Annotated in this window: 22 protein-coding genes; 9 read left to right on the top strand and 13 right to left on the bottom strand. The window is 45.4% G+C overall.

Features of this window, described 5'->3' with window-relative positions; genetic code table 11:
• Positions 1-219: 219 nt before the first annotated feature.
• The 3 genes from ABIO93_RS28530 to ABIO93_RS28520 all read left to right on the top strand — a co-directional run bounded on the left by ABIO93_RS28530 (position 220) and on the right by ABIO93_RS28520 (position 2,634).
• Positions 220-1,218 (top strand): hypothetical protein, encoded by a 999-nt coding sequence (locus tag ABIO93_RS28530; protein WP_348073424.1) that lies wholly within the window; start codon positions 220-222, stop codon positions 1,216-1,218.
• Between the two features lie 30 nt (positions 1,219-1,248).
• Positions 1,249-1,539, top strand: a complete 291-nt coding sequence (locus ABIO93_RS28525; RefSeq protein ID WP_348073423.1) for a hypothetical protein — start codon at positions 1,249-1,251, stop codon at positions 1,537-1,539.
• 102 nt (positions 1,540-1,641) lie between these two features.
• Entirely contained in the window at positions 1,642-2,634 is a 993-nt protein-coding gene (locus ABIO93_RS28520; protein ID WP_348073422.1) for a T9SS type A sorting domain-containing protein, read from the top strand.
• A 14-nt stretch (positions 2,635-2,648) separates the two neighbouring features.
• Here the strand turns inward: ABIO93_RS28520 and ABIO93_RS28515 are convergent, their stop codons facing one another.
• Together ABIO93_RS28515 and ABIO93_RS28510 are read right to left on the bottom strand one after the other, a co-directional pair.
• Complete coding sequence (locus ABIO93_RS28515; RefSeq protein ID WP_348073421.1) at positions 2,649-5,075, bottom strand: T9SS type A sorting domain-containing protein; 2,427 nt, start codon at positions 5,073-5,075, stop codon at positions 2,649-2,651.
• Between the two features lie 143 nt (positions 5,076-5,218).
• The gene (locus ABIO93_RS28510; RefSeq protein ID WP_348073420.1) at positions 5,219-5,587 is read right to left on the bottom strand and encodes a hypothetical protein; all 369 of its coding nucleotides are present in this window, start codon (positions 5,585-5,587) and stop codon (positions 5,219-5,221) included.
• Between the two features lie 176 nt (positions 5,588-5,763).
• On the opposite strand from ABIO93_RS28510, the gene ABIO93_RS28505 reads away from it, so the two are divergent.
• Positions 5,764-6,651 carry a decaprenyl-phosphate phosphoribosyltransferase gene (locus ABIO93_RS28505; RefSeq protein ID WP_348073419.1) on the top strand — a complete coding sequence of 296 codons (888 nt, stop codon included), beginning with the start codon at positions 5,764-5,766 and terminating at the stop codon, positions 6,649-6,651.
• A 9-nt stretch (positions 6,652-6,660) separates the two neighbouring features.
• On the opposite strand, the gene ABIO93_RS28500 is transcribed toward ABIO93_RS28505, so the two are convergent.
• The 6 genes from ABIO93_RS28500 to ABIO93_RS28475 form a co-directional block, all read right to left on the bottom strand.
• Positions 6,661-7,257: an HAD family hydrolase gene (locus tag ABIO93_RS28500; RefSeq protein ID WP_348073418.1), complete on the bottom strand. Its 597-nt coding sequence runs from the start codon at positions 7,255-7,257 to the stop codon at positions 6,661-6,663.
• Positions 7,232-8,374 carry a hypothetical protein gene (locus ABIO93_RS28495; protein ID WP_348073417.1) on the bottom strand — a complete coding sequence of 381 codons (1,143 nt, stop codon included), beginning with the start codon at positions 8,372-8,374 and terminating at the stop codon, positions 7,232-7,234. Before ABIO93_RS28495 ends, ABIO93_RS28500 begins: the two co-directional genes overlap by 26 nt.
• A gap of 12 nt (positions 8,375-8,386) precedes the next feature.
• The gene (locus ABIO93_RS28490; RefSeq protein WP_348073416.1) at positions 8,387-9,706 is read right to left on the bottom strand and encodes a hypothetical protein; all 1,320 of its coding nucleotides are present in this window, start codon (positions 9,704-9,706) and stop codon (positions 8,387-8,389) included.
• On the bottom strand, positions 9,693-10,277 hold the full coding sequence (locus tag ABIO93_RS28485) for an RNA polymerase sigma factor (protein ID WP_348073415.1): 585 nt from the start codon (positions 10,275-10,277) through the stop codon (positions 9,693-9,695). Before ABIO93_RS28485 ends, ABIO93_RS28490 begins: the two co-directional genes overlap by 14 nt.
• 56 nt (positions 10,278-10,333) lie before the next feature.
• Entirely contained in the window at positions 10,334-11,278 is a 945-nt protein-coding gene (locus ABIO93_RS28480) for a hypothetical protein (RefSeq protein ID WP_348073414.1), read from the bottom strand.
• Positions 11,279-11,501: 223 nt separating this feature from the next.
• Positions 11,502-12,287 carry a mechanosensitive ion channel family protein gene (locus ABIO93_RS28475; protein ID WP_348073413.1) on the bottom strand — a complete coding sequence of 262 codons (786 nt, stop codon included), beginning with the start codon at positions 12,285-12,287 and terminating at the stop codon, positions 11,502-11,504.
• Positions 12,288-12,454: 167 nt separating this feature from the next.
• Between ABIO93_RS28475 and ABIO93_RS28470 the strand changes: the two genes are divergently transcribed.
• Positions 12,455-13,060 (top strand): hypothetical protein, encoded by a 606-nt coding sequence (locus ABIO93_RS28470; protein ID WP_348073412.1) that lies wholly within the window; start codon positions 12,455-12,457, stop codon positions 13,058-13,060.
• A 7-nt stretch (positions 13,061-13,067) separates the two neighbouring features.
• Here ABIO93_RS28470 and ABIO93_RS28465 read toward each other — a convergent pair whose 3' ends face one another.
• Positions 13,068-14,078: an AI-2E family transporter gene (locus tag ABIO93_RS28465; RefSeq protein ID WP_348073411.1), complete on the bottom strand. Its 1,011-nt coding sequence runs from the start codon at positions 14,076-14,078 to the stop codon at positions 13,068-13,070.
• Positions 14,079-14,240: 162 nt separating this feature from the next.
• On the opposite strand from ABIO93_RS28465, the gene ABIO93_RS28460 reads away from it, so the two are divergent.
• A complete protein-coding gene (locus ABIO93_RS28460; RefSeq protein ID WP_348073410.1) occupies positions 14,241-14,879 on the top strand; it encodes a response regulator transcription factor in 639 nt (212 codons plus the stop codon).
• A 17-nt stretch (positions 14,880-14,896) separates the two neighbouring features.
• Here ABIO93_RS28460 and ABIO93_RS28455 read toward each other — a convergent pair whose 3' ends face one another.
• Positions 14,897-15,691 carry a LytTR family DNA-binding domain-containing protein gene (locus ABIO93_RS28455; protein ID WP_348073409.1) on the bottom strand — a complete coding sequence of 265 codons (795 nt, stop codon included), beginning with the start codon at positions 15,689-15,691 and terminating at the stop codon, positions 14,897-14,899.
• 254 nt (positions 15,692-15,945) lie between these two features.
• On the opposite strand from ABIO93_RS28455, the gene ABIO93_RS28450 reads away from it, so the two are divergent.
• The gene (locus tag ABIO93_RS28450) at positions 15,946-16,722 is read left to right on the top strand and encodes a hypothetical protein (protein ID WP_348073408.1); all 777 of its coding nucleotides are present in this window, start codon (positions 15,946-15,948) and stop codon (positions 16,720-16,722) included.
• On the opposite strand, the gene ABIO93_RS28445 is transcribed toward ABIO93_RS28450, so the two are convergent.
• Positions 16,723-17,763: a histidine kinase gene (locus tag ABIO93_RS28445; RefSeq protein ID WP_348073407.1), complete on the bottom strand. Its 1,041-nt coding sequence runs from the start codon at positions 17,761-17,763 to the stop codon at positions 16,723-16,725.
• A 9-nt stretch (positions 17,764-17,772) separates the two neighbouring features.
• Entirely contained in the window at positions 17,773-18,789 is a 1,017-nt protein-coding gene (locus tag ABIO93_RS28440) for a histidine kinase (protein WP_348073406.1), read from the bottom strand.
• A gap of 244 nt (positions 18,790-19,033) precedes the next feature.
• Here ABIO93_RS28440 and ABIO93_RS28435 point away from each other — a divergent pair, with 244 nt between their 5' ends.
• Together ABIO93_RS28435 and ABIO93_RS28430 are read left to right on the top strand one after the other, a co-directional pair.
• The gene (locus ABIO93_RS28435) at positions 19,034-19,915 is read left to right on the top strand and encodes an AraC family transcriptional regulator (protein ID WP_348073405.1); all 882 of its coding nucleotides are present in this window, start codon (positions 19,034-19,036) and stop codon (positions 19,913-19,915) included.
• 102 nt (positions 19,916-20,017) lie between these two features.
• Positions 20,018-21,391, top strand: a complete 1,374-nt coding sequence (locus ABIO93_RS28430) for an FAD-binding oxidoreductase (RefSeq protein WP_348073404.1) — start codon at positions 20,018-20,020, stop codon at positions 21,389-21,391.
• Between the two features lie 8 nt (positions 21,392-21,399).
• Here the strand turns inward: ABIO93_RS28430 and ABIO93_RS28425 are convergent, their stop codons facing one another.
• Positions 21,400-22,077, bottom strand: a complete 678-nt coding sequence (locus ABIO93_RS28425; RefSeq protein ID WP_348073425.1) for a response regulator transcription factor — start codon at positions 22,075-22,077, stop codon at positions 21,400-21,402.
• Positions 22,078-22,080: the final 3 nt, after the last annotated feature.

The following is a 22,080-nucleotide window of genomic DNA, read 5'->3' as shown; positions in this document are numbered from 1 at the left end:
GGAAGGCGATTACCAAACGGCATCAAAATGATCAAAAGGTGTGGGGAATTACACATGATATGAACCTCTTCACTTGGAACCGAAGAAAATTGGAGAGCTCGCCGGAGCCACTGCTGAACCGCCTGGTAATTGTTGGCCGCCATTAAATAATGCTTTGCTTGTAAGTTTCTGTCATCTGCTAGATTTGCCTCCATCTATTTCAACAAATACAGACACATTATGAAAAAGCTACTGCTAGTTTTCTTAATCCTCAGTTACCAGCAAAATGCATTTGCCCAGGGCGTAGGTATCAACACCAACACACCGGACCCGAGCGCCGCCCTTGATATTCAAAGTAGTAATAAGGGATTGCTGGTGCCGAGAGTTGCATTGGGTTCATTATCGGACAATTCCACAGTTTCCAATCCAGCGCATGCACTACTGGTGTTTAATACTACGGACAACGTAGCGTTAAACCCAGGATACTATTACAATGAAGGCACTGCGGCATCTCCTTCATGGAGACCAATTAATGATTTAAGTATTCCATATTATAACGCTACTTCGACGGGCGGGGCTGCATTTCAGATTGACAACTATAATGGCTCTTCGGGGGGAATTGCACTAAAGGGCTACAATGTAGGAGTCGGTACGGGTGTGTATGCGCAAAGCGACAATGGTTATGCATTAAAAGTTGATGGAAATTTAAGAATTTTTGGAAATGGCCAGATTCCCGGTGCGGGTAAGGTACTAACCAGTGATAACAACGGGGCTGCAACCTGGCAAAATGCTCCGAAGCTGCCTGATGTTGCGTTTAGCGCTTCGACAAGTGCTGCGGTCGCGCAGGTACCGTACAATATACCTAAGCAGGTTCCTTTTGATTTAGAGAGCTATGATCTAGGCAACAACTACGATCCTGCTACTTCAATATTTACAGCACCTGTTAAGGGCATTTATCACTTTGATGTTCAAGTTGCATTTAGAGGTGATGAGGATAACCCAACCGATGATTACGGTTCGAATATAAGATTGCTAGGTACAGAACATCAAAATGATATAACCAATAGTTATTCAACGAAAAATGCTCACAATATCTCTTGCGATGTAATTTTGCAACAAGGGAATCAAATACAAGTATCTTATTTCCACACCCTCCAAAATGGTTTCATACATATAGAAGAGGCTGATTCCTACGGAGCTGACACTTACTTCAATGGAAGGCTTGTTACCAAACTGTAGTCCTCATTAAGAAAAAACACCTGAACGACCATGAAGAAATTATTAACATTTTATTTGCCTTTGCTTTTCACCAGTGAAAGCCAAGCCCAGTTCACCTCCGGCAACAGCTTCTTTGTTTCGGCAGCCACCACGGTTTCAATAGATGGACTGACGTTAAAGCCCACATTCAATAATTTTTCTTTAACGAATAAAGCACTCCCGGTATCTTCCGTAGCTATCCCTGGCTCGCCTCACTATAGTATTCAGCGGGTTTACATTTTTAATGAGCCGGTTAAACTAGTCGCTAAACCTACTAAATGCCTGCAAATACCAAGGAATTAGCCGTTAGTTAACCGTGAAGGACTCTGAGGGTTATTTAACATTCAGCGGCAGACTCGTAATGACGCTGTAAAAAATTCAAATTATGTTCACGACCATCTCATCATGAAAAAACTTCTAATTCTACTTCTGCTTGCAGGCTTGCAAGAAGAAGCCCAAGCCCAATTCACCTCCGGCAACAGCTTTTTTATTGGCACCACAGTTTCCATTGATGGGCTGACATTAAAGCCCACATTCAACAACTTAGTGCTAAGCAACAAGACGTTGACCGTTTCCTCCCAGGCTATTCCCGGATCTCCTAATAACAGCATTGAGCGGGTTTACACTTTTAATGAACCCATTAATGTCATTGGCACAGTCGGTATCGCGTACAAGCCATCAGAGCTCAACGGTAATGCCGAGGGGGAGCTTAGTATCGCCTACTACAACGACCAGGAGCATTATGTTACCACGTTGGGAAGCGTGGCCGATGAGGCTGCCCATTACGTTTTCAAAGATTTTAACCTCATTAACTCTAAAAACATGCTTAAAATAACCGCCGTCTCCAACAGTGTGCTGCCCGTAACGCTGGTGGCATTTGATGCTAAAAAAGCAGAGCGTCACGCCGTTCTTTCCTGGAATACCAGCACTGAAATCAATAGCAATTTCTTCGAAATCCAGCACAGTCGGGACGGCAAGGAATGGACTTTTATTGGCCGGGTTCTTGCAAACGGTGAAAGCAGCACATTAAAAAATTACACTTTCAAAGACATGTTCCCTGCCCCAGGCGAAAATCTCTACCGGCTCCGAATGGTCGATAAAGACGATACTTTCGCTTTTAGCAAAATCATCAGCCTCCATTTTGCAGCCCTTCCGACGATCAGCGTTTACCCTAATCCGGTAGCCGATCATGTAAATATTGAGATGGAAGACTGGACGAAGGTCACGGGTATCGCTTTTTATAACGCGTCAGGGGAGCTCGCGTTGCCGGAGAGCATCCCCTCAAAAAATCCATCATTCAGGATTTACAACTTAAAGACCCTTCAAAGTGGTATCTATTTCGTTAAAACTACCTATACCGACGGCGCAGCTAAAACCTTAAAAATCATTAAAGAGTAGACTGTAACGACCGGTCATTGTCTGACAAACTTTCTAATCTCCGCTTTCCCGCCAGCGACGCTAATGTGTATGTTATACAAGCCCGCTGGCAACTGTGCGGTGTCCAGCTTGTGGGTGGTCGCAACAGAATTTCCTTTTGAAAACTTTTTAGAAATAACCAGCTGACCCAAAATATTGTAAACCTGAATCGTGCCCGGCTCATCCGTATCATTCATTCGGATGAGCAAATTTTCAACAACCGGATTAGGATAAATTTCAAAGCCCTCCAAATCCGTAAACGTTACATTCTGAACACGGCTGTATGCATAACTTCCATCCTCATCCACCATTTTGAGACGGTACAAATTGTCGCCATTCACCGGAAAACAATGTGTGAAACGATAGTTGACAACTGAGCTGCTCTCGCCGCGTGCAGCTACTTTACCAGCCGTTTGCCAGTTTGCTCCCGCATTGAAACTATGTTGGACTTCGAAATAAGAACTCTTCATCTCACTGCTCGTTGACCATGAAAGTAGTGTACCCTGGCCCTCTTTCGTTGCTGAAAAACTAACCAGCGTCACCGGTAGCGTCACACAGGCCTGTACCACTTCTTCCCGCGTTTCGCAGCCCGTTTTATTCCCCGTAATCTCAACCATATCCGGGCCCGCATTATTAACAATCGTACAAATCGGGCTAATCGCGCAGGTTTCCAATTCAAGATTGTCCACGATCGTCAGCGTTCCACCTATTGAACTTAACCCGCTCATGCCCGCCAGTGATACGAGTGCAGCATTTTCCCAGATCATCAAACCACCGCCGATCGTACCTAAACTACTCAACCCGTCCAGATCCGGGAGTATCAGGTTATGCGTGATCGCCACGGTATCGGTGACGGCCGTGAGATTAGTAAGTCCGTTCAGGCTTTCCAGCGCATCATTGCCCTCGATAAAAAGACCTGCAACGGTCTGTATTTTAGTCAAACCATTGAGGTTAACCAGAGATGGATTGATGACGATTACCAAATATCCTTCGGTACCGATTGCTTCGAGATTTTCTAACCCTGACAAACTGGTCAACAACGGGTTATATGAGATTTGCAAATCTCCATCAATGCTTTCGAGGGCGGACAACGCGGTAATGTCCGTTAAAGCGAAGTTTGCAGAAATTAGTAGACCCAGGTCCCCAACGAATGTGACGTTGTTCATTCCTTCCAGGTTTTCCAGCGAAGAATTGAATGAAATGATTACCTCGTTGCCATAAGAAGTAACACCCTGGAGACCGTCGAGATTAGGAAGTACGTTGTTAAAAAAAACATTAAGCCCTCCTCCAACGGATGTCAGACTGCTCAATGCCGATATGCTGAGAAGATTATCATGCTCCGCAATCGTGACATAGTCCCCTACCGATGTCAGTTTCTCTAATCCAGCCAGGCTCAGCAAATTTTCATTCAAATCAAGATACAGCTCGTCTCCTATCGTTTCCAGATTATCCAGCCCGGTCAGATCAGCCAGATTATCATTGACATCAATGAATACTGACCTGCCCACAGCCGTGACACCTTCCAGGCCTACCAAGTTTAAAAGCGCCAGATTCGCCGATATTTCGAGATCACCAGGAACGCTTGTGATATTAGCCAGCCCTGTTAAGTCTGTGAGCAAATCATTGTTTACGACGCTGAGTGATCCCCCGACGCTGTTAACCGTCAATGCACTCAGGCTCGTCAAAAAATTATTTCCGGCTATATCGAGGCTTTTTCCAACGGTCGTTATCTGATGAAGACCATTCAAATTGGGCAGCCGGTTGTTGTTACGGATAATCAGGTTTCCTCCAACTGTGGTAAGATTTGTAAACTCAACGAGGCTGAGCAATTTTTTATTCCTGGTTATTTTCAGGTTCCCATTAACGGTCAGGAGATTATGAAGACCATTCAAACTTACAAGAAGTGCATTGTCATTAATAAATACATGGCCGAGTGCAGTGATGCTCCCGAGCTTTTGCAAATTGGCCAGTTTCGGATTCGAAATAAGGTTCAAATGGCCAATGCTCGTAATACTTTCCAATCCGGTCAAACTAAGCAATTCGCTATTGTCCGCTATCTCCAGTGAATCGGTGACGGTATCCAGATTTTGAAGTCCCGTTAAATCAACCAGCAACGGGTTACTGTAAATAAATACACTGGCACTGACGGATGTAATATTATCCAGACCCGTTAAAACTGGCAGTAATGCGTTGTTTGTGACCGAAAGACTTCCGTCTATGGTCACAAGAGCGCTCAGGGATGTCAAGTCCACTATATCCGGGCCGTCAATAGTCAAGCTTACCGGAAGATTCGGACACCCTGCATAATCTGTTGGAAAGGCGGTTACTTGCGCTTGACTGGATAGTACCAGGTCGGTTGCAGGACATTGGGCATGAGAAACAAAAGGCAAAAGAAATGCCACAAAGCAGTAAAGTTTTTTCACGAAGAGTAGGGTTTAAATTGTTCAGGAACAGCAAATATAGTCCTAAAAATTCCTGTTAAATGTCAAACTCTAATCTTCGTAGTATTAGTTCCGCTGTTTTTCAGTCCCCTACCCAAAAATTGGAACCGAAAAGGATATATCTACTACTTCTTTTTCTCAGAAATCACTGCCTTGATGGCCTCACACATGCTTTTCACTCGCAGGTAAGAAGCCTGATTGTGGCCGTTTTTATCCATTTTGATCATCACATTACCTGGCGACGATTCAATGTCCAGCTCAGTTCGGTCGTCCAGCGTGGTCGTAAAATCCAGCCCATTGTCCGATTCCACGTGCGTTGGGGCGATAAATTTGTTGATTACGCGTTCCACATAAGGAGTCCTGTTCCGGTTGAAGCTGGCGGAAAATTTGTAGATATCCTTACTATCCTCGACTTTGATATGTATATCGTGTGAGTTCCAGCAGGATGTCAATACCGACATCAGCATTGCAGTGATCATTAATTTTAGTTTCATGGCTGTATATGTTTTGCAAGGTACTATGCAATATACAGTACTCAATCAGTTTCGGTCAACTCAATTACATGAACGGATCTAAAAAAGGATAAGCGAAATGTGCTCTGATGCAACTTTGCAAGCGGAATATGTGTCTGCCTTTGTAAAAGTAATTCTTTTACCAACCCCTTCACTTTATGATTTCGTTAGTGCTCCGTGAGATCCGGATTTATCAATGGATTAAAAATCTGCTCATTTTTGCCCCGTTAATTTTTTCCCGCAAACTGTTTGATCAAACAGCTTTTGTGGATGCGTCGCTTGCCTTCTTTGCTTATTGCATGGCGGCGTCGGCCATTTATGTGATCAACGACCTGAAAGACGTTGAATCTGACCGCCTTCACCCGGTCAAAAAACATCGCCCACTAGCATCCGGGCGGCTCTCCCGACCGGTAGGGATAGCACTCGTAGTGGCTTGCACAGCATTATGCAGCGTTTTGCTCGCCGTACTGAATGATGGTATCCTGATGATGATATTGCTGGCATATTGTGTCATCAATGTTCTGTATTCCCTCTATTTCAAAAACATTAGCATTATCGATTGCTTCTTTATTGCATTCGGTTTTGAGCTTCGCATTATTGCCGGTTGCAAGGCAATCAATGTACTTCCGTCAGATTTTATTCTGGTAGTAACTTTTTTTCTGGCGCTAATGCTGGGCTTTGTGAAAAGAAAAGGCGAGCTGAAAGTATTGTCTCAGAATGCCGAAAGTCATCGCAAAGTGCTGGCAGACTACTCGATTGGCATGATGGACAAATTCATTTATTCCTGCTCCACGATGACATTGATCAGCTATATGTTTTATACGATCGATAAAAACGTGATCAATCTCGTAGGACATGACTACCTCAAATATTCGCTGATCTTCGTGGTATATGGACTGTTCCGGTTTGTGCAGCTCGCTGACATTGACAAATTCCAGGGTGAAGGCGACCCTACCACACTGATATACAAGGACAAACCAGTGCAACTGACACTAGCGCTGTACCTGGTATTCGTATTATTCTGCTTTTACGGACACTGGATTTGATTACCAGGATTAAGTAAAAATCCGTTTGTCGTGATTCGGGTGGGTAGCGATCTGCATCATTTCCAGATCGCCCCGCGAATCACCGTAGACGTATATATTACGATATTCGGAAGGATCGAGATACGCTTTGATGCGGTTGAGCTTTTCAATGCCATAACAATTTTTACTGCCAAAATTCCCTGTCAGTAACCCGGATTCTACTTCTACACCGGTGGCAATGAGTTCGATGTTTTCTTTTTTACACCAATGGATCAAAATGTTGTCGAAGCCAGCGGAGACTACCAGCACCCGGTGGCCTTGCTGCCGGTGCCAGTTGATCTTTTCCAGGGCTTTGCTTTTAACAAATGACTCGATCTGGTTTACAAAACTGCCGGCCTGCGCATTGAAATGATCGGCAGCCATTCCTTTGTAAAAAGAACTAAAAAGATGCCTTTTAGCTGTCTCATTGGAAATGAGGCCCAAACCGTAGGCGACCAGGTGCGGCGTCACGCGAAGGATGTTGACCACTCCCTGTAACCCGGGATGTGTGTATTTGAGAAAATAAAGGAAGGTATCTTTGGAAGTAATGGTCCCGTCGAAATCAAATATTGCCAGATCTTTGTCCATTCAGGTAAGATTTTTCAATTTCGTATAGGACTACCGGTAGCATAGCCAGCGAAAAAGGTACTAAAAAATAACGCGATTCGAGGACTGCAAATGACCAGTAATGAACAGCAAACCAGATCGGTATGATTGCCAGCCAGATCGTTCTCAAAATGATATCGGTCCGTTTTAAAAACATCATGCTTAGGAACGGAAAGATCAGCATAATGGCAAACTCTCCGCTGATCACCGAATAGTTGGTAAAGTTCTCAACCACCCTGAACCATCCCGACGGTACAATGTAAGGCTCATAGCCGAAATATTGCCGCAGACCGAAAAATATCCCGACGGCCAGCATACCTAGCCCTGCCGTCCATGAAGTCATTTGAATGTTGAGCCTGTTCCCGTTTCTGACAAAGTTGATGACCAGATACAACATTGGAATGAGTATGGCCGTTTCCCGGTTCAACATCCCGATAGCGACGATAGGAACCAGAAAAGCCGGGGAATATCGCTTGATAATGATGACGATCGCCGTCAGAAAAAGCAGAAGATCAACGTAGGTATCAAACCCAAATGCCGTATCCCTAAATGCATTGTTCATCCCATTGTCCAGAAAAACCAGTCCTAGCAGGATCATCCATTGATTTGAAATAAAGATCCGGAAGAAACAGAACGCCGCCGCCAGTATGAGCAAGCCTATCACAGATCTGACTAGAATAAAAACAACGAAGTACCTATGGAATTCTTTTGTTACCTCCCACGAGGATGCGCCAGCGCTGGCTTTTCGCACAAAATATTCCGGTGTTGTGATCGCCTGACCATTTTCACTGAAACGCTTCAAATCCGCAGTAACAGCAAAATGTTTGCTACTATTCACATCCAGGATTCTTATGATGCCATCGATCGGGATCACCTTATCGACTGTGTGCAGATAAACCTGATAAGATTGCTCTACCATCCAGGTAGAAAAAATCCGGTACTTCCAGGGATTAGGGAACCAAAAGTCGCCCGCCAGCGCGGCCTTGTGTGATGCGTATTGGTGCAGGCCAAGTCCGGTATCGATGGAGCGCACGACCGGCATCGTGGTCATTAAAAAAACCATGATCACCCAAAGAGCCCTTTTTACTAAAAACTTCAAACTAAACTCTGTTTATTTTTTCAGGTATTTCAGCCCAACCGAAAGACCGATCTGATAGGGCTGAACACGGAATTGGTTCTTCTCGTTACGCAATTTCATCAAACTGTATTCAACGTATGGCCCAAAGGTAATCCGCATATTTCTATCTACAAACAGCTCTCGTCCGAAACCGGCATTGATCCAAACCATGTTGGTGCGCGATGTGAGGTCGCGGTTCACTTCCAGGCCCAAGTCCCCGAAATAGTTTTTCAGAAAGGTACTTTTCCTTACCAGATGTTTTTTCAAGCTCATCCCTACCAGATCGGAAACCGAGTTTTCTTCCACCGGCGTCCCCTTACGGACTACCTTATACTCTCCCGATTTATCAGGCTGCAACAGATATTCATCCCGTGCGATCTCGTATCTGAATGATTGTCTGAACTTTCCGTAGTTCAGCAGTAACTGAAAGCCATTTTTTTCGATCCCGGCGCTGAACTTGTACCCCAATGTTTGAGCGGAAATGCTGGTAGGGAATTGGAAATTCTGGTAAATAACGCCATTGGTATGGCCGATCGTCAATGTCTGAAACGTGCGCAATGGTGCTGCACTCACAATGAAAGCCCAGTCATTTTTGTTTTCATCGACAATTCGTTCTTTCGACTCGGAAACTGAGATAATGCTGTCTGTATTCCAGGCGTGTTGCGGCAAGTTCAGCGGCTGGTTTGCAAGCAGGTCAACGTCCATTTTGGCGGGACTATCAGCGGTACTACTCACAAAATCTTCTACATTACTACCTGTCACATCACTGCCAGCATTTTCAATCTGGCGAATTTCGGCTGTATTAATTTCGATTAATTTTGGGGTTATCAATGTATGGGTAGCCTGTGCTTTCCATTCTTTTTCAAAAGATACTTTTGGTTTACGAATGATATGATTTTTTGCCAGAATCACCTGAGCGGTTTTACGTTTCGCCGCTGGGACTGATACCCCTTCTTGCATGTCATCTGGTTCGTCAACCTCAGCCGGATACTCGTTTGTTTTAGCTAAAAACGAGTTGTTTGGTTTGGCTCCAATTGATCTGTTCGTTTTTCCTGCAAATACTTTGTTTTTCTTCGCAAAACTGTCGTGCTCATTCCCGGCAACAGAGCTGAATAGCAATGTACCGGTGACCATGATCAGAAACAAAAGCCCCAGAATAATGGATTGCTGAATGATCCCCGGGTTGTCCGAAATGTTGAGCGCACGCCATACCTTCTCCGACAATGAGGGGTCGGGGACGCTTTCAAAGTTATCAAACTTGCGTTTCAGGGCTTCTCGCAATGCCTCGTCGATTTTCTCTTCAGGAGATTTCATATTGCGTAATACCTTTTTCCTGTAATTTCTTCATCAGTAAATTTCTCCCTCTTAAATACTGCGATCGCGACGTACCATCCGAAATGGACAGCATTTGCGCGATCTCACTATGTGTATAGCCATCAATGAGATGTAAATTGATGATCATCCGGTACCCATCCGGTAACTGGCTGATCAAATCCAGCAAAACCGCTACGTTCAGCTGGTCAATTATCCTTCCGTAATCGTCTGATTCTTGTTCATACTGCATATTATCCAGGGACGAATGCAGCTGTTGTTCCTTAGTTGTGCGGTTATAGTAATTGATCGCAGTCCTGATCACCACTGATTTTACCCAGCTATCGATCGCACCCGGGTCCCGCACTTCGTTGAGGCTTTTGAAAACTTTGATAAAACCTTCCTGAAAAATATCCTCCGCCTCTGCCTTGGTCTTCGCGTAGCGCACGCATACCCCCAGCAGTTTTGATTTGTACCGGTCATAAAAAGCAGTTTGCGCACTGGGTTCCTGCCTTTGACAAGCCAGGACCAGATCGGGTAGCGAACTGTATTTTTTACTGCGGAAAAGGTTCATTAACAGGGGCTGAGTATTGTATCGTACTGAATACTAATTTAATATATATCCAATCATTAATCGTATGCTAAGCAAAAAAGCCATTTAAAACCGCCGTCCTTATCAAATATGACCCTGTAAAAGGTCGAAAAACGGGCTGGGTCTGCTGACATGACGGACAGGTCGAGACTATATGCGACTTTGCCGTCCTGCTCATATTTTGAGGCTGCCTGAAAAAACCCTCGTTGCAAAAATATAGGCGATGTATTAACGAAATTTTGAATTGCGACGGGCAGTTCGGCAAGACTCATATATCTGGTCCTGTTTGTAAAATCACTGTACTCTAGTGTGCCGTCCGTATCGAAGCTAAAAAAATACAAAGACGTCCCATCGCTGGCGTGTAAATCGTATCGGGCAGTGTTATCGTCCTTCACGTATACCCATGCCTGGGAAAAAGTCAGCTTGTTCTGTTGAAGAAACTGAATGATCTTATCGGGCATTCTGTTCACGTCGGCAGCATTCAGCTGATAGTGTAACTTGAACTGAAATGCCAGGTCGAGCCTTAACTTTACGCCCGGTGCTCCCCGCCAGTTTGCCGTATAATCCTTGCCATCCAGCTTGTATCTTGAAACCATCACTGTGTCTTCTGTTCCATTGAGCGGCACCCTGAAATCCGACATCACCCCACCCGGAGGAGGCAATTCGGCTACTTTTTTTCTTAAAGAATCGGGAACATCATCGAGCAGCCTGAATGATTTCAGAATGTTCCTGGTGTTCAGTACGGAATAAAATTTGTCCGGGCCAATATGATAATTTACCTCATAGAACTTCTCTTTCTCGAATTCAAGTTTTTTAAAAACAGCGTCCGTAGCAGTTGGATACGCTTGCTTGAACACTGTAATAATCGAATCCGGGAGGTCACTTTTCACAATGGGTTCATCCTTTACATTACTGCACCCATTGAGATACACCATACACAACCCTATCCCAAAAATCAAAAATGATGTAAATCTCGAGGTCATCTGCCTAGTCTTCATGTCGTTAATAAAAATCCACTCAAATTACGTGACGAAAGAAGCAAAATACCAGGGCATTTCATACTACGAAAAAATTCTTTTCATGGCTAATAGTTTTCCCCAACGTCGCATGGTTACTGCCATAACAAAATGGCATTCACCAACCCATTCATCAGGTAAGACACCCTACCGCCGAAAAACGCTGCACCGAATCGAAAAAAAAATTACTTTACATACCGGGAAGCTTTAAGCCGGACATTTTCAGGCCCTGCATCATTTTCTCCTGGATCTCCATTTTGGTGTCCACATATCCATGCGAATCCAGCCACACATTCACCATTACCTTATAGCCGTCGGGCTCGATACTAGAAATACCAATACGCCTTTCGGGCAATTTAAGGGCATTTTGGGCATGATCCAGTACATTGTCGATCGTTTTCTTCACGGTATCAAATTCAATGGCATTACTGAATTTCAGCTCCACATCCAGCCGCCGGTTGCCCGATCCGCTGATGTTAATGATGACTTCATTGGAGAGTTTACTATTGGGGATAACCACCGTGCGATTATCATAGGTCGTTACAATCGTATAAAAAATCTTGATCGCCGTCACGGTACCTTCCTGTCCCTGCGCAATAATGTTGTCGCCAACGTGGAATGGTTTGAGGATCAGAATCAGGATTCCGCTGGTGAAATTCTGCAATGTACCCGACAACGCCAGGCCGGCTGCTACACCAATAGCGCCGATCAAAGCGGCAAAAACGGTCATTTGTATACCGATGATCTGCATCGCCGACACGATCAGCAATACACGCAGCGTGGTAACGCTCAGACTCAGCAGGAAGGGTGTTAATGAAGGATCAATGTTGTTTTTGTGCATGTGGGTGTTGAGCCACCGCGACAGTATTTTGATGAGCCAGAAGCCCACCACCAGTACCGCAATTCCGAACAATAAAGAGGGTCCGGTGTTCAGGATCCATGCATATGCTTTGTTATAAAATTGATTAAGTCTCATTCTTTTAAACGTATTTGAAAAAAATAGGAGCAAAAAAATCTGTTCCAGCGATTAGGACTACACCTCGCCCCAAGCTTCGCAAAAGCCGTTATGGCATATTTTTTGTTGACGTTTATGGAAATAAAAAATCAACTACACCGGACACACCGGGGTCAAACTTATTTACAATGGAAACCACATACGTGAAAAAGCGCGGTATAGGCAAGTACGTCGTATACGTACTACTGGCAGCAGTAGCAGCAGGCATCGCCTTTTATTTTTACGCTCCCAAGCCTGTTAATAATGCTGCGATTGATAGCATGAACATGTTTATTCAGAACAAAATAACCGACATTGACCAGAACCTGGCACAGGGAAACAGCAAGGCCGACATTGCTACCCGCCTTTCGTGGCATAAGTCCAACACTGCCCTGTATGAGGAAGTCAAAACGAGTAAGGACGACAAGGTAAAAGCACAACGAGCGGTTTTGAAAACCAAAATGATCCAAATCCAGTCGCGCGAATTTCCAGTGTTAAGAACTGCCTACGTTGAATCCAAGAAAGAAGTACTAGGACCCCAGAATATTAAAATAGCGGTTTCAGGACAGAAAAAGGATATTTTGACATTTACAGGCGCTATTTTCCAGCCTGAGAAAACACAAAAAGGCTTCATGAAAAACATTCATGAAATCATTACTGATCTGCGTTTCAAGCAAGTGGTTTACAAATGGTCAGATCATGTGGAGGATGTTGCTGACTACAAGATTGATTCCAAAACCGACGATGAAATTTAAGCGCGTATTACTTGTCGATAAATTCGCTTTTGTAAATTTTGATCAGTAAGAGCAGATAGCTGATCAACAGCGGGCCGAATATGAAGCCCCAGAAACCAAATAGTTTCAACCCGGCGATCAAGCCGAGAATGGTGATCACTGGATGCACATTACCTACTTTTTTGAGGAAACTAATGCGAACCAAATAGTCAATGTTGCCAATTACGACAGCGCTATAAATGATCAGTCCAATGGCTTTGCCGTTCTCGCCGGAAGAAAACAGGTAAATGACCAATGGTATCCATATCAATGCCGTCCCGATCACCGGGAAAAACGCACATATACCGGTGATCAGGCCGAGCAGCACAAAGTCGTCGATACCAAACACCCAGTAACCCAGCATGGCAACCAGTCCCTGAGTGAGCGAAATGAGCGGTATGCCCAGCGCATTGGCACGAACCATCCCCATGGTTTCGTCAGCCAGCGAATCCAGGTTTTTTGGTTGCAGCGGTACGAATTGTCTGATCTTCTTCTCGGCAGCCAACCCACCGGTAAACATAAAAAATGACAGAAAAAGGATCATCAGCAGATTGCCTATCATGGTTGCCGAGCTGTTGAGGACAGCAGGAATGAGACCGGCTGCTTTTTTCCGAATATCCATCGTTGCCTCCTTGGTCAGCAGGTCCTGCCCGGTCCAATCCTTGATTTTGGCCGATATCTTGGCAATGGCGTCATTGACCTGGTGGGGTTCTTTTAAAATGTTGTCGATTTTGGAATAAACCATTTCCAGCGAAAGATATATCGGTGCCACGATACAGCACAGAAAGAGTACCATGAACAGTAAAGCAGTGGCACTTTTATTCCACTTTCGCTTGATCGTGAGATAGAAATAGTATTTGCGGGATAAAATATAGAGGGTGAGAGCGCCCAGAAATCCAGGAAAAAATGAATATAGCTGCCTGAAAATCAGGATCGCCAGCGCAGCGACGATCAGCAGAAAACATATCTGTCTTATACGATTGTTATAATCTGTGGTCATTTTGGATAGTTTAATAACCCATGCTGTGCAATTACTATACCAAAACCCGCCCCGGTTAAAAAATCTCTATACGCCAGGCAGAAATTTTTCTACAAATGGTGTTGCAGAGGGATTGTACATTTGGCCATGCCCCAACTAAGACGGCAATTTAACACACTGACTTTGAGAAAAATATTACATGTTGAAAACCATGGGATCGTCCGGCTGGCGACCCGCTACCTGATCAGCGAACTTGAAAGTTCTTTTGAATTTTATGAAGCCACTTCCTTTGGTGAAACGCTCCAATTGCTGGAAACCCATCAGCTGGACCTGCTCATTATGGATGTGCTGATCCCTCAGGGTGAAGGTTTCCGGATGATCGCTAAAATCCGTGAGATCCAGGCCAATGTCCCGATCCTGGTGCTTACCCAGCTTCCCGAGGAACTTTACGCGATCCATTATCTGAAAGCTGGTGCAAATGGTTTTATATCCAAATCTGCTTCCAATAATGACATCAGGAATGCGATCCAGGCGGTGATGAATACAGTTGGCTTTGTCAGTAACCGCATTCAAAAACAACTGATCAACAATTCGTTTGATAAAAACATGCACGCCAATCCGCTGGGAACGCTGTCTCAGCGGGAGCTGGAGGTGATGGAAATGCTGCTGGATAGTCGCTGGACGAAAGAGATTGCTCAAAAACTCAGCATTACTGAAAGCTCCGTCAGCACTTACAAGGCGAGGATCTTTGAAAAACTGAAAGTGTCTTCGATGATCGAGCTTTACATTAAAGTCGAGAGCATTAAGAACACTGGTCATTAAATTCATCTGCATTCAGGTCATTTACCCAGCCACTTTTTGAAGTCGGAAGCTTTTTCGCGGCTAATGATCACCTCGCTATCCGGCGCCGGATTGAGCATGAGTTTGATCTTGTTGTTAAAATAAGGATTGATCTGCGCCACACATTGCACCCCAATGATATACTGACGGTTAGCACGGAAAAAACTATCCGGGTCCAGCATTTTTTCAAGCTCATCCAATGTATAATCCACCGAAAACTTCTGGTTGTTCCGGGACTTGAAAAGGCTCGTGCCCTCTTCCGAATAAAAATAAGCAATATCAGTTACTTCGATCGGGATCCACTGTTGTAAATGCTTTACAAGGAACCGTTTGCGGTACTCAGTCGGCTGTATTTGCTGCCGGAGCTGCCGTACCAGCGAATCGATGGCTTCCAGATCGAGATTCCGGCTGCTTTTGTCTGCTTCGTGATCGGTACCTTTTGTCAGGCGGTTATATTTCGCCAGACTGGCTTCCAGTTCTTGTCTTTTAATCGGTTTCAATAAATAATCAATGCTGTTGACCTTAAAAGCCCGCAGCGCATATTCGTCGTAGGAAGTCGTAAATATGACCGGTGATTCTACGATTACCTGTTCAAATATTTCGAAGCTCTGCCCGTCCGCCAGTTCAATATCCATTAGAATAAGATCAGGCGCGGGATTGTTTTTCAGAAAATCCACAGACTCCTGTACACTCGCAGCCTTCCCTACGATGTCAATGCTGCCGTCAATTTCGGTGAGCAGTTTCGACAGTTTCCTCACGGCCAGATCTTCATCTTCAATCAATAATACATTCATAACAGTTTGTTAATTTCGACTACTTTTTATTCCAAAATTTAGCCTAAATCCGCAGATCCAGAACAGCATATTCATCCGGATTGAAAAAAGGGACTATGAAACGGTATTTACCCGGGATGAAGCGACAAAGACCACTTACAGGCCACCCAGCGCAAATTTAACACCCGGACTTTCCCCCACCTCATCGAAAAATCATTTTAAACATTCAGTTTAGCATTTCATACCATCCTAACTACGCTTGGAAGGAAATACAAATGGCTGACAGGCACGGCCAGGCTAATTTTGAACCATCAAATCAAAATAAAAACAGCCATGAGAATGATCTCTACTTCGCCATGTATGCTTTTGAAGAAAAAATAGCTATGAAATCCTGCATCTATCTCATCCTCATCACAGCCGCCCTTTCCTGCTGCATTCATTCTGCCCCCGTACCCGACGAAATAAAGTCCTCAGCCCCTGGTTTTGGGACTTCCAGAATGCGTCCTTCCGGTGAAACATTTACCTATCCGGCCGGGATCCAAGTGCTCGGAAAACCACATTGGGACCTGGAATGCATGGACGAAGCTAAAAAGAAAAAGCGGGTTTTCGGAAGCGGATCGGCCGTTCACTTCTGCATCCAGTTCGCCAATACCACCGACAGATTGATTGTCGTCACTTTTCCGCCGGGTACCGTTTTCATTTCTGAAAGTGTTGAATCGCAGAACGGTATACTGGTACAAGGCATTTCCATGGAGGTACCTGCACAAAGCGCGCCTGTGTTTCATATTTTCAATCATTGCATCAATGCGGACCGCGATGTCACGGACTACAATGTCACATTCGAACCGGTGCCATTAATCTCCGATCACGCCGGAATGTACGAACTGACCAGTTTGCTGGCCGATAAAAAGATCAACAGCGAAGATTACAACTATTCGGTGATCCCCACTGAAATATTCGTCCCTATCCAGATGGCAGTAGACGAAGTGGCTCATACAGGCGAACTATCTTCGGCCTCGCGGGAGGCTCTCCGAAAACTGCCGGGCAAATGATCAGGCCGTGGTGAGCAGCGGTAATTTGACCGAAAAATAGCTTTGGTCTTCCTCAATGCTGATCTCTCCCTGACCCAGCAGGCTGTACTTGGAAGCAATGTTAGCGAGCCCGATCCGGCTGGAAGGTATGGTTACGGTCTTTTTCTGCAAATTATTGGTCACGACCAGTTTGCCTTCGGGTGTTGTTTTCAGCTGAATAAAAAGTGGCTGCTGCGGCATGATCACATTATGCTTCACCACATTTTCCATTAAAAGCTGCAAGGTTAAGGGAGGAAGCATGTAATCTTTATACTCGGGGTCAATGCTTTCTTCCAGTTGCAGGTTAGGACCGTACCGGGTGCTCAGCAGGTGAAAATAGGAATTGGCAAACCGCAGTTCCGATTCCAATGTCGCCAGCTCGGACTCGTTGCTGCGAAGCAGATAGCGGTACACGTTGCTCATTTCTTCAATAAAGCGATTGGCTTGTTCGGGATCCTCTTCGATCAGTGACGAAAGCGAATTGAGACAATTGAACAAAAAATGCGGGTTGATCTGCTGTTTTAAGCTTTCAAACTGGCTTTGCAGGTTCGCTTTGCGCAGCTTTTCGGTTTCAAGCAACTTTTGCTGCCACAATTCAAACGCATACACACCTTCATGGATACACGTCACGACTATGTTCATGGATGCGCCCAGTGCCAGCGCCCACTTGTAGGAAACCACATTGAATGTATAACCGGGGAATTGGAGAAATTGATAGCCGCTGAACAATGCAGTAATGATCACCACATTCACGAGGATATGGGCGGGAATCATGAGCAGCATCCGTCGCGGGGTCTGCTTGAAGTTCGAGTACCGGTTGCGGAACCGGTCGGCAATACGGGTATGCAGAAACTGGTAAGCTAATCCAAGGACGATAAACAAAATAATCGTCGCTTTCGCAAATATCGCAAACCCCGAGAAGTAGGGCGGCCCAAGCAATAAGTAGTTCATCAGCAGAATGTAGACGGGTAGAAAGCCGATCGCAATCCATAAATCCTGTTTGGTATAGGTTACAAATTTCATAGTACCTGTTTAATAATTCATGGCGATCGGGATCTTAACGGTGAATGTCTCTCCGTCGTCAAATACCAGCGGCAATGCGAGTCCCAGGTCGCTAAACCGCCTTAATGTAGCTTCCAAGCCTTCCCTGGCGGCGGTGATGTGCTTCGGCTGAATCGAATTCTTCACTTCCAGCCATTGCCCGCTCGACACAATGGACAGCCGGAGCGGCTTTTGCTTCATCACTACATTGTACCGGATCGCATTGTCGACGAGCGCCTGTAATGTTAATGCAGGCAGAATGCCAGCGAGGCACTTTTCGTCGATGGAAACATCTGCTTCAAATGCTTCCCCATACCTTGTTTGCGTCAGAAACAGGTAGGAGGTGATGAAGTCCCGCTCACTTTTCAATGTCGCCAGCCCATTGTCATTGGTATGCAGCAGGTACCGGTACACGCTGGACAGTTCGTCCAGGAACTGGCCTGCTATCACGCGGTCTTCATCGATCAGGGCGGACAATGAATTAAGGCTATTGAACAGAAAATGGGGGTTTACCTGATTTTTAAGTCTGTCAAACTCGTTTTGCAATGCCGTTTTTTTGATCGCCTCTGCTTCCTGTAAGGTGATTCCGTACTGATTGAGCGAATATATCAGCTCATACAATGCACCCACGACCAGTATCATGATCATACACAGGAACAGGTAAGTGAGATATTCTGTCAATGTCACCACTTCCCAGTCCCAGCGGGCGGTGTCGACAAACAGGAAAAACAGTCCCTGGCTCAGCAGTTCTATCACAACATACCCGGAAAATGTCACCGCCAAACGACGCGTGGTTTGTGAAATGTGCGGATAACGTCTTTTATTCCGGTCGTTCCATTCGCTCATCACCTGCCAGGTCAGAAATGCAAACAGCATCCAGGCCGCAGAGATACTGACGCTTTTCCACAGGCTGCTGACAAATTTTTCAAGAAAAAAGAGGTACAAAAGAATCGTCAGGAGCAGTATCACGACCGGACGCGTCCATTTCCAGTTAGAAGGATCTTTCAATTTTTCTAGTCATTTGTAAGGGTTTAGTCTACGGATCGGAATCCATTCATAAAGCTAGCTTTACCTTTTTTATTTGCCAAGATTTTTAAAAAAACCTTCCAGTCAATTCCAGCGGAAATTTTCTTGATTTTTGACTCGCACAGTCATTTTTTTGACTCTCACAGCAAAGAATCGCATAAAAAATTACCGTAATTTTGATTTAAGCAACCCCCTCCTGATTCGCAACCATTTAATAACCGCAGCGATGATCAATGGATATGAATTTCTGAAATACCAGCCTGAAGTGTACAAGCAACTGGCTTGCAAGGGAATGACATTTATTTACTATGATTGTCCGCAGACGCTCAAAAGGGTCGATATTTTCACCAATCTCAATATCCTCTCGTTTGTGATCAAAGGGAGAAAACTGCTGCATCGTCCCGGCAAATCCTGGCTGCTGGAAGAAGGGAAATGCTATTTTTTCAAAAAAGGTGCATTTAATCAGGAGCTGTACCTGGATGAGGGCTGGCAATCGATGAACCTATACATTCCGGACGCTTACCTGCGGCCTCTGATCAAGGATTATTATAAATATTACAAAGGGAAATCCATCATTAGCCATCCCAGTGACTATATTTTTGAATTGGACGTAAACGATATGACCAGTGATTTTAGACAGGCCATGTTGTGTTCGTTTACACAGCAGCCTCCGGCAGACGAAGAATTGCTGGAAGAACGGTTCCGTGAGCTGGTATATTCAATACTGAGCAACAAGCATAACCACGCACTGGTTTCTTACCTGAATAACCTGGCCGACTGGCACAAAACTTCGCTGTTTGAAGTGATGGAAAGCAACTATATGTACAATCTCTCTTTACAGGAATATGCCAAAATCGCCAACAGAAGCCTGGCGACATTCAAGCGGGAATTTAAGTCCCTGTTCTACACCACACCCTCAAAATGGCTCATTAACAAGCGATTGGATTACGCACAGCTCATGCTCAACACCAGCAAGAAGACCATTAATGATATCATGATGGAATGCGGATTTGAAAACAGCTCTCATTTCAGCAGGGTATTCAAAGAGAAATTCGGAGCCTCACCACTCAACTACCGCAAAGAGCAGGTACGATCAGCAGTTTTGTAGTCAGGAAACCGGACCTTTTTTAGCATAGCATTGCCAATATTCGCCCGTCGGCGTCATGGATTTCGTATGCACTTTCATTTCACTTAAACGTCACCCCCAATTATGGAAACAAATGCTCCCGTTCAGTCCCTGCCCCAGTTTCGCGGTCGTGCCATTTTCCCCGGTGACCCCGACTATGACCAAGCCAGAAAGGTTTACAATGGCATGATCAGCAAATTTCCGGTCATGATCATTCAATGTGCCGACGACGAAGATGTCGGCAAAGCCGTAAAATATGCAGCCGCACATGGTCTTCCGTTGGCCGTACGCGGTGGCGGGCACAATGGTGCAGGCCTCGGCGTATGTGACCAAGGGTTAGTCATTGATTTCTCGGCCATGAAAAAAGTAGAGGTCAATGCCGAAGCGCGTACCGTTCGGGTAGGCGGCGGATGCACATTGGGGGACGTGGACGTAGCAACACACCCATTTTCACTGGCAGTACCTTCGGGAATTAATGCAACCACAGGCATTGGCGGACTTACATTGGGCGGAGGCCTCGGACACCTGACCCGCCAATGCGGCCTGACAATCGATAATTTACTGGAAGCAAATGTGGTACTGGCAGACGGCCGGGTAGTAACCGCGTCAGCGACCGAAAACAGCGACCTTTTCTGGGCGATTCGCGGTGGTGGTGGTAACTTTGGTGTAGTCACATCCTTCTTGTTCCGTGCCCATCCGATCGGGACGGTGTATGGCGGACCTATGTTTTACAACATGCGCGACACAACTGAAATGATGAACTGGTACCAGGATTTCATCAAAACGGCTCCTGATCACATTAACGGCTTCTTCGCATTTCACCAGATCCCTCCTGCCCCGATGTTTCCGGAGGAACACCATCTGGAAATCATGTGCGGAGTAGTATGGTGTTACACCGGTGATATGGATCAGGCCGAAAGTGTTTTCGAACCGATAAGAGCATTTAAAAAAGCCGATATCGATATGGTAGGGCCTCTGCCTATGCCGGTGATGCAAAGTCTGTTTGACGATCTTTTCACACCAGGCATGCAATGGTACTGGAAGGGCGATTTTGTGAAAGAGCTAACTCCGCAAGTCATTGACATTCATATTAGTCACGCTAATAAAATCCCTAACTTTTTCTCAGGCATGCACCTTTACCCCGTTAATGGGGCCGCCTCCCGTGTTCCCAAAAATGACACGGCCTGGAACTACCGGGATGCGACCTGGGCAATGGTTATTTTTGGAGTGGACCCGGAAGCGGCAAATAAGGATACGATCAGCAATTTCGCGCGAAACTATTGGGAGGAATTGCACCCGTTTTCCGCAGGCGGTTCTTACATTAATTTTATGATGGAAGAAGGGGCCGAACGCGTAAAAGCGACCTATGGTGATCACTACGAGCGGTTGTCGAAAATCAAAGGCAAATACGATCCAAATAACTTGTTTTGTACCAATCAGAACATTAAACCGACCTGAACAAAACCTCAGATAATGAGCTTGTAACCAATACCTCGGATGTTAATGATTTGAATTTTAGCATCTTCCCGGAGATACCTGCGTAGCCGTGTGATAAAAACATCGAGGCTTCTCCCATTGAAAAATGAGTCGTCGCCCCATAGTTCCGTCAGCACGCTGCTGCGTCCCAGTACCTGATTGCGCTGTTCGTAAAGCCGCCTGAGCAACTCCGCCTCCCGGTGCGACAGCAACACCTCTTGTCCGTCCAGCATCAGTTTTTGTCTGGACGGATCAAACCGGTACCGGCCAATGTTCACTAATGTCGGCAATTCGTTCTGAACCTCTGGTTTAGAGCGCAGTAATGCATTGATTCGCACGATCAGTTCGTCGAGACTGAATGGTTTTTTCAGATAATCATTGCCACCCAGTTCAAAGCCCCGCACCACATCAGCCGTTTGCGAACGGGCAGTAAGGAACATAATGGGAATGTGCGGGTTTTCCTTTCTGATGAGTTCGGCCATGGTGAATCCATCCATTTCGGGCATCATTACATCTGCCACCACGATGTCGGGCTGATGCTCACGGAACATGTTAAGTCCCTCAGCGCCATTCAAAGCATTAATGACCTTGAAACCGCGCACACCCAGGCTATCGCTCACGATCATCCCGAGCGCAGGTTCATCTTCTATCAGTAAGACCGTCGGCATCAT

It is taken from the genome of Dyadobacter sp. (genome assembly GCF_039919315.1).
Lineage (GTDB): Bacteria > Bacteroidota > Bacteroidia > Cytophagales > Spirosomataceae > Dyadobacter.
Note: the sequence above shows the minus strand (reverse complement) of the source record. Positions and strands in the feature narration are given on the sequence as shown.

Coding starts and splice junctions, on each gene's coding strand:
- ABIO93_RS28435 (WP_348073405.1), top strand. CDS start 19,034: ATGATCAATGGATATGAATTTCTGAAATACCAGCCTGAAGTGTACAAG.
- ABIO93_RS28475 (WP_348073413.1), bottom strand. CDS start 12,287: ATGAGACTTAATCAATTTTATAACAAAGCATATGCATGGATCCTGAAC.
- ABIO93_RS28500 (WP_348073418.1), bottom strand. CDS start 7,257: ATGGACAAAGATCTGGCAATATTTGATTTCGACGGGACCATTACTTCC.
- ABIO93_RS28470 (WP_348073412.1), top strand. CDS start 12,455: ATGGAAACCACATACGTGAAAAAGCGCGGTATAGGCAAGTACGTCGTA.
- ABIO93_RS28490 (WP_348073416.1), bottom strand. CDS start 9,706: ATGAAATCTCCTGAAGAGAAAATCGACGAGGCATTGCGAGAAGCCCTG.
- ABIO93_RS28465 (WP_348073411.1), bottom strand. CDS start 14,078: ATGACCACAGATTATAACAATCGTATAAGACAGATATGTTTTCTGCTG.
- ABIO93_RS28480 (WP_348073414.1), bottom strand. CDS start 11,278: ATGACCTCGAGATTTACATCATTTTTGATTTTTGGGATAGGGTTGTGT.
- ABIO93_RS28505 (WP_348073419.1), top strand. CDS start 5,764: ATGATTTCGTTAGTGCTCCGTGAGATCCGGATTTATCAATGGATTAAA.
- ABIO93_RS28525 (WP_348073423.1), top strand. CDS start 1,249: ATGAAGAAATTATTAACATTTTATTTGCCTTTGCTTTTCACCAGTGAA.
- ABIO93_RS28510 (WP_348073420.1), bottom strand. CDS start 5,587: ATGAAACTAAAATTAATGATCACTGCAATGCTGATGTCGGTATTGACA.
- ABIO93_RS28425 (WP_348073425.1), bottom strand. CDS start 22,077: ATGCCGACGGTCTTACTGATAGAAGATGAACCTGCGCTCGGGATGATC.
- ABIO93_RS28445 (WP_348073407.1), bottom strand. CDS start 17,763: ATGAAATTTGTAACCTATACCAAACAGGATTTATGGATTGCGATCGGC.
- ABIO93_RS28450 (WP_348073408.1), top strand. CDS start 15,946: ATGGCTGACAGGCACGGCCAGGCTAATTTTGAACCATCAAATCAAAAT.
- ABIO93_RS28530 (WP_348073424.1), top strand. CDS start 220: ATGAAAAAGCTACTGCTAGTTTTCTTAATCCTCAGTTACCAGCAAAAT.
- ABIO93_RS28520 (WP_348073422.1), top strand. CDS start 1,642: ATGAAAAAACTTCTAATTCTACTTCTGCTTGCAGGCTTGCAAGAAGAA.
- ABIO93_RS28455 (WP_348073409.1), bottom strand. CDS start 15,691: ATGAATGTATTATTGATTGAAGATGAAGATCTGGCCGTGAGGAAACTG.
- ABIO93_RS28485 (WP_348073415.1), bottom strand. CDS start 10,277: ATGAACCTTTTCCGCAGTAAAAAATACAGTTCGCTACCCGATCTGGTC.
- ABIO93_RS28430 (WP_348073404.1), top strand. CDS start 20,018: ATGGAAACAAATGCTCCCGTTCAGTCCCTGCCCCAGTTTCGCGGTCGT.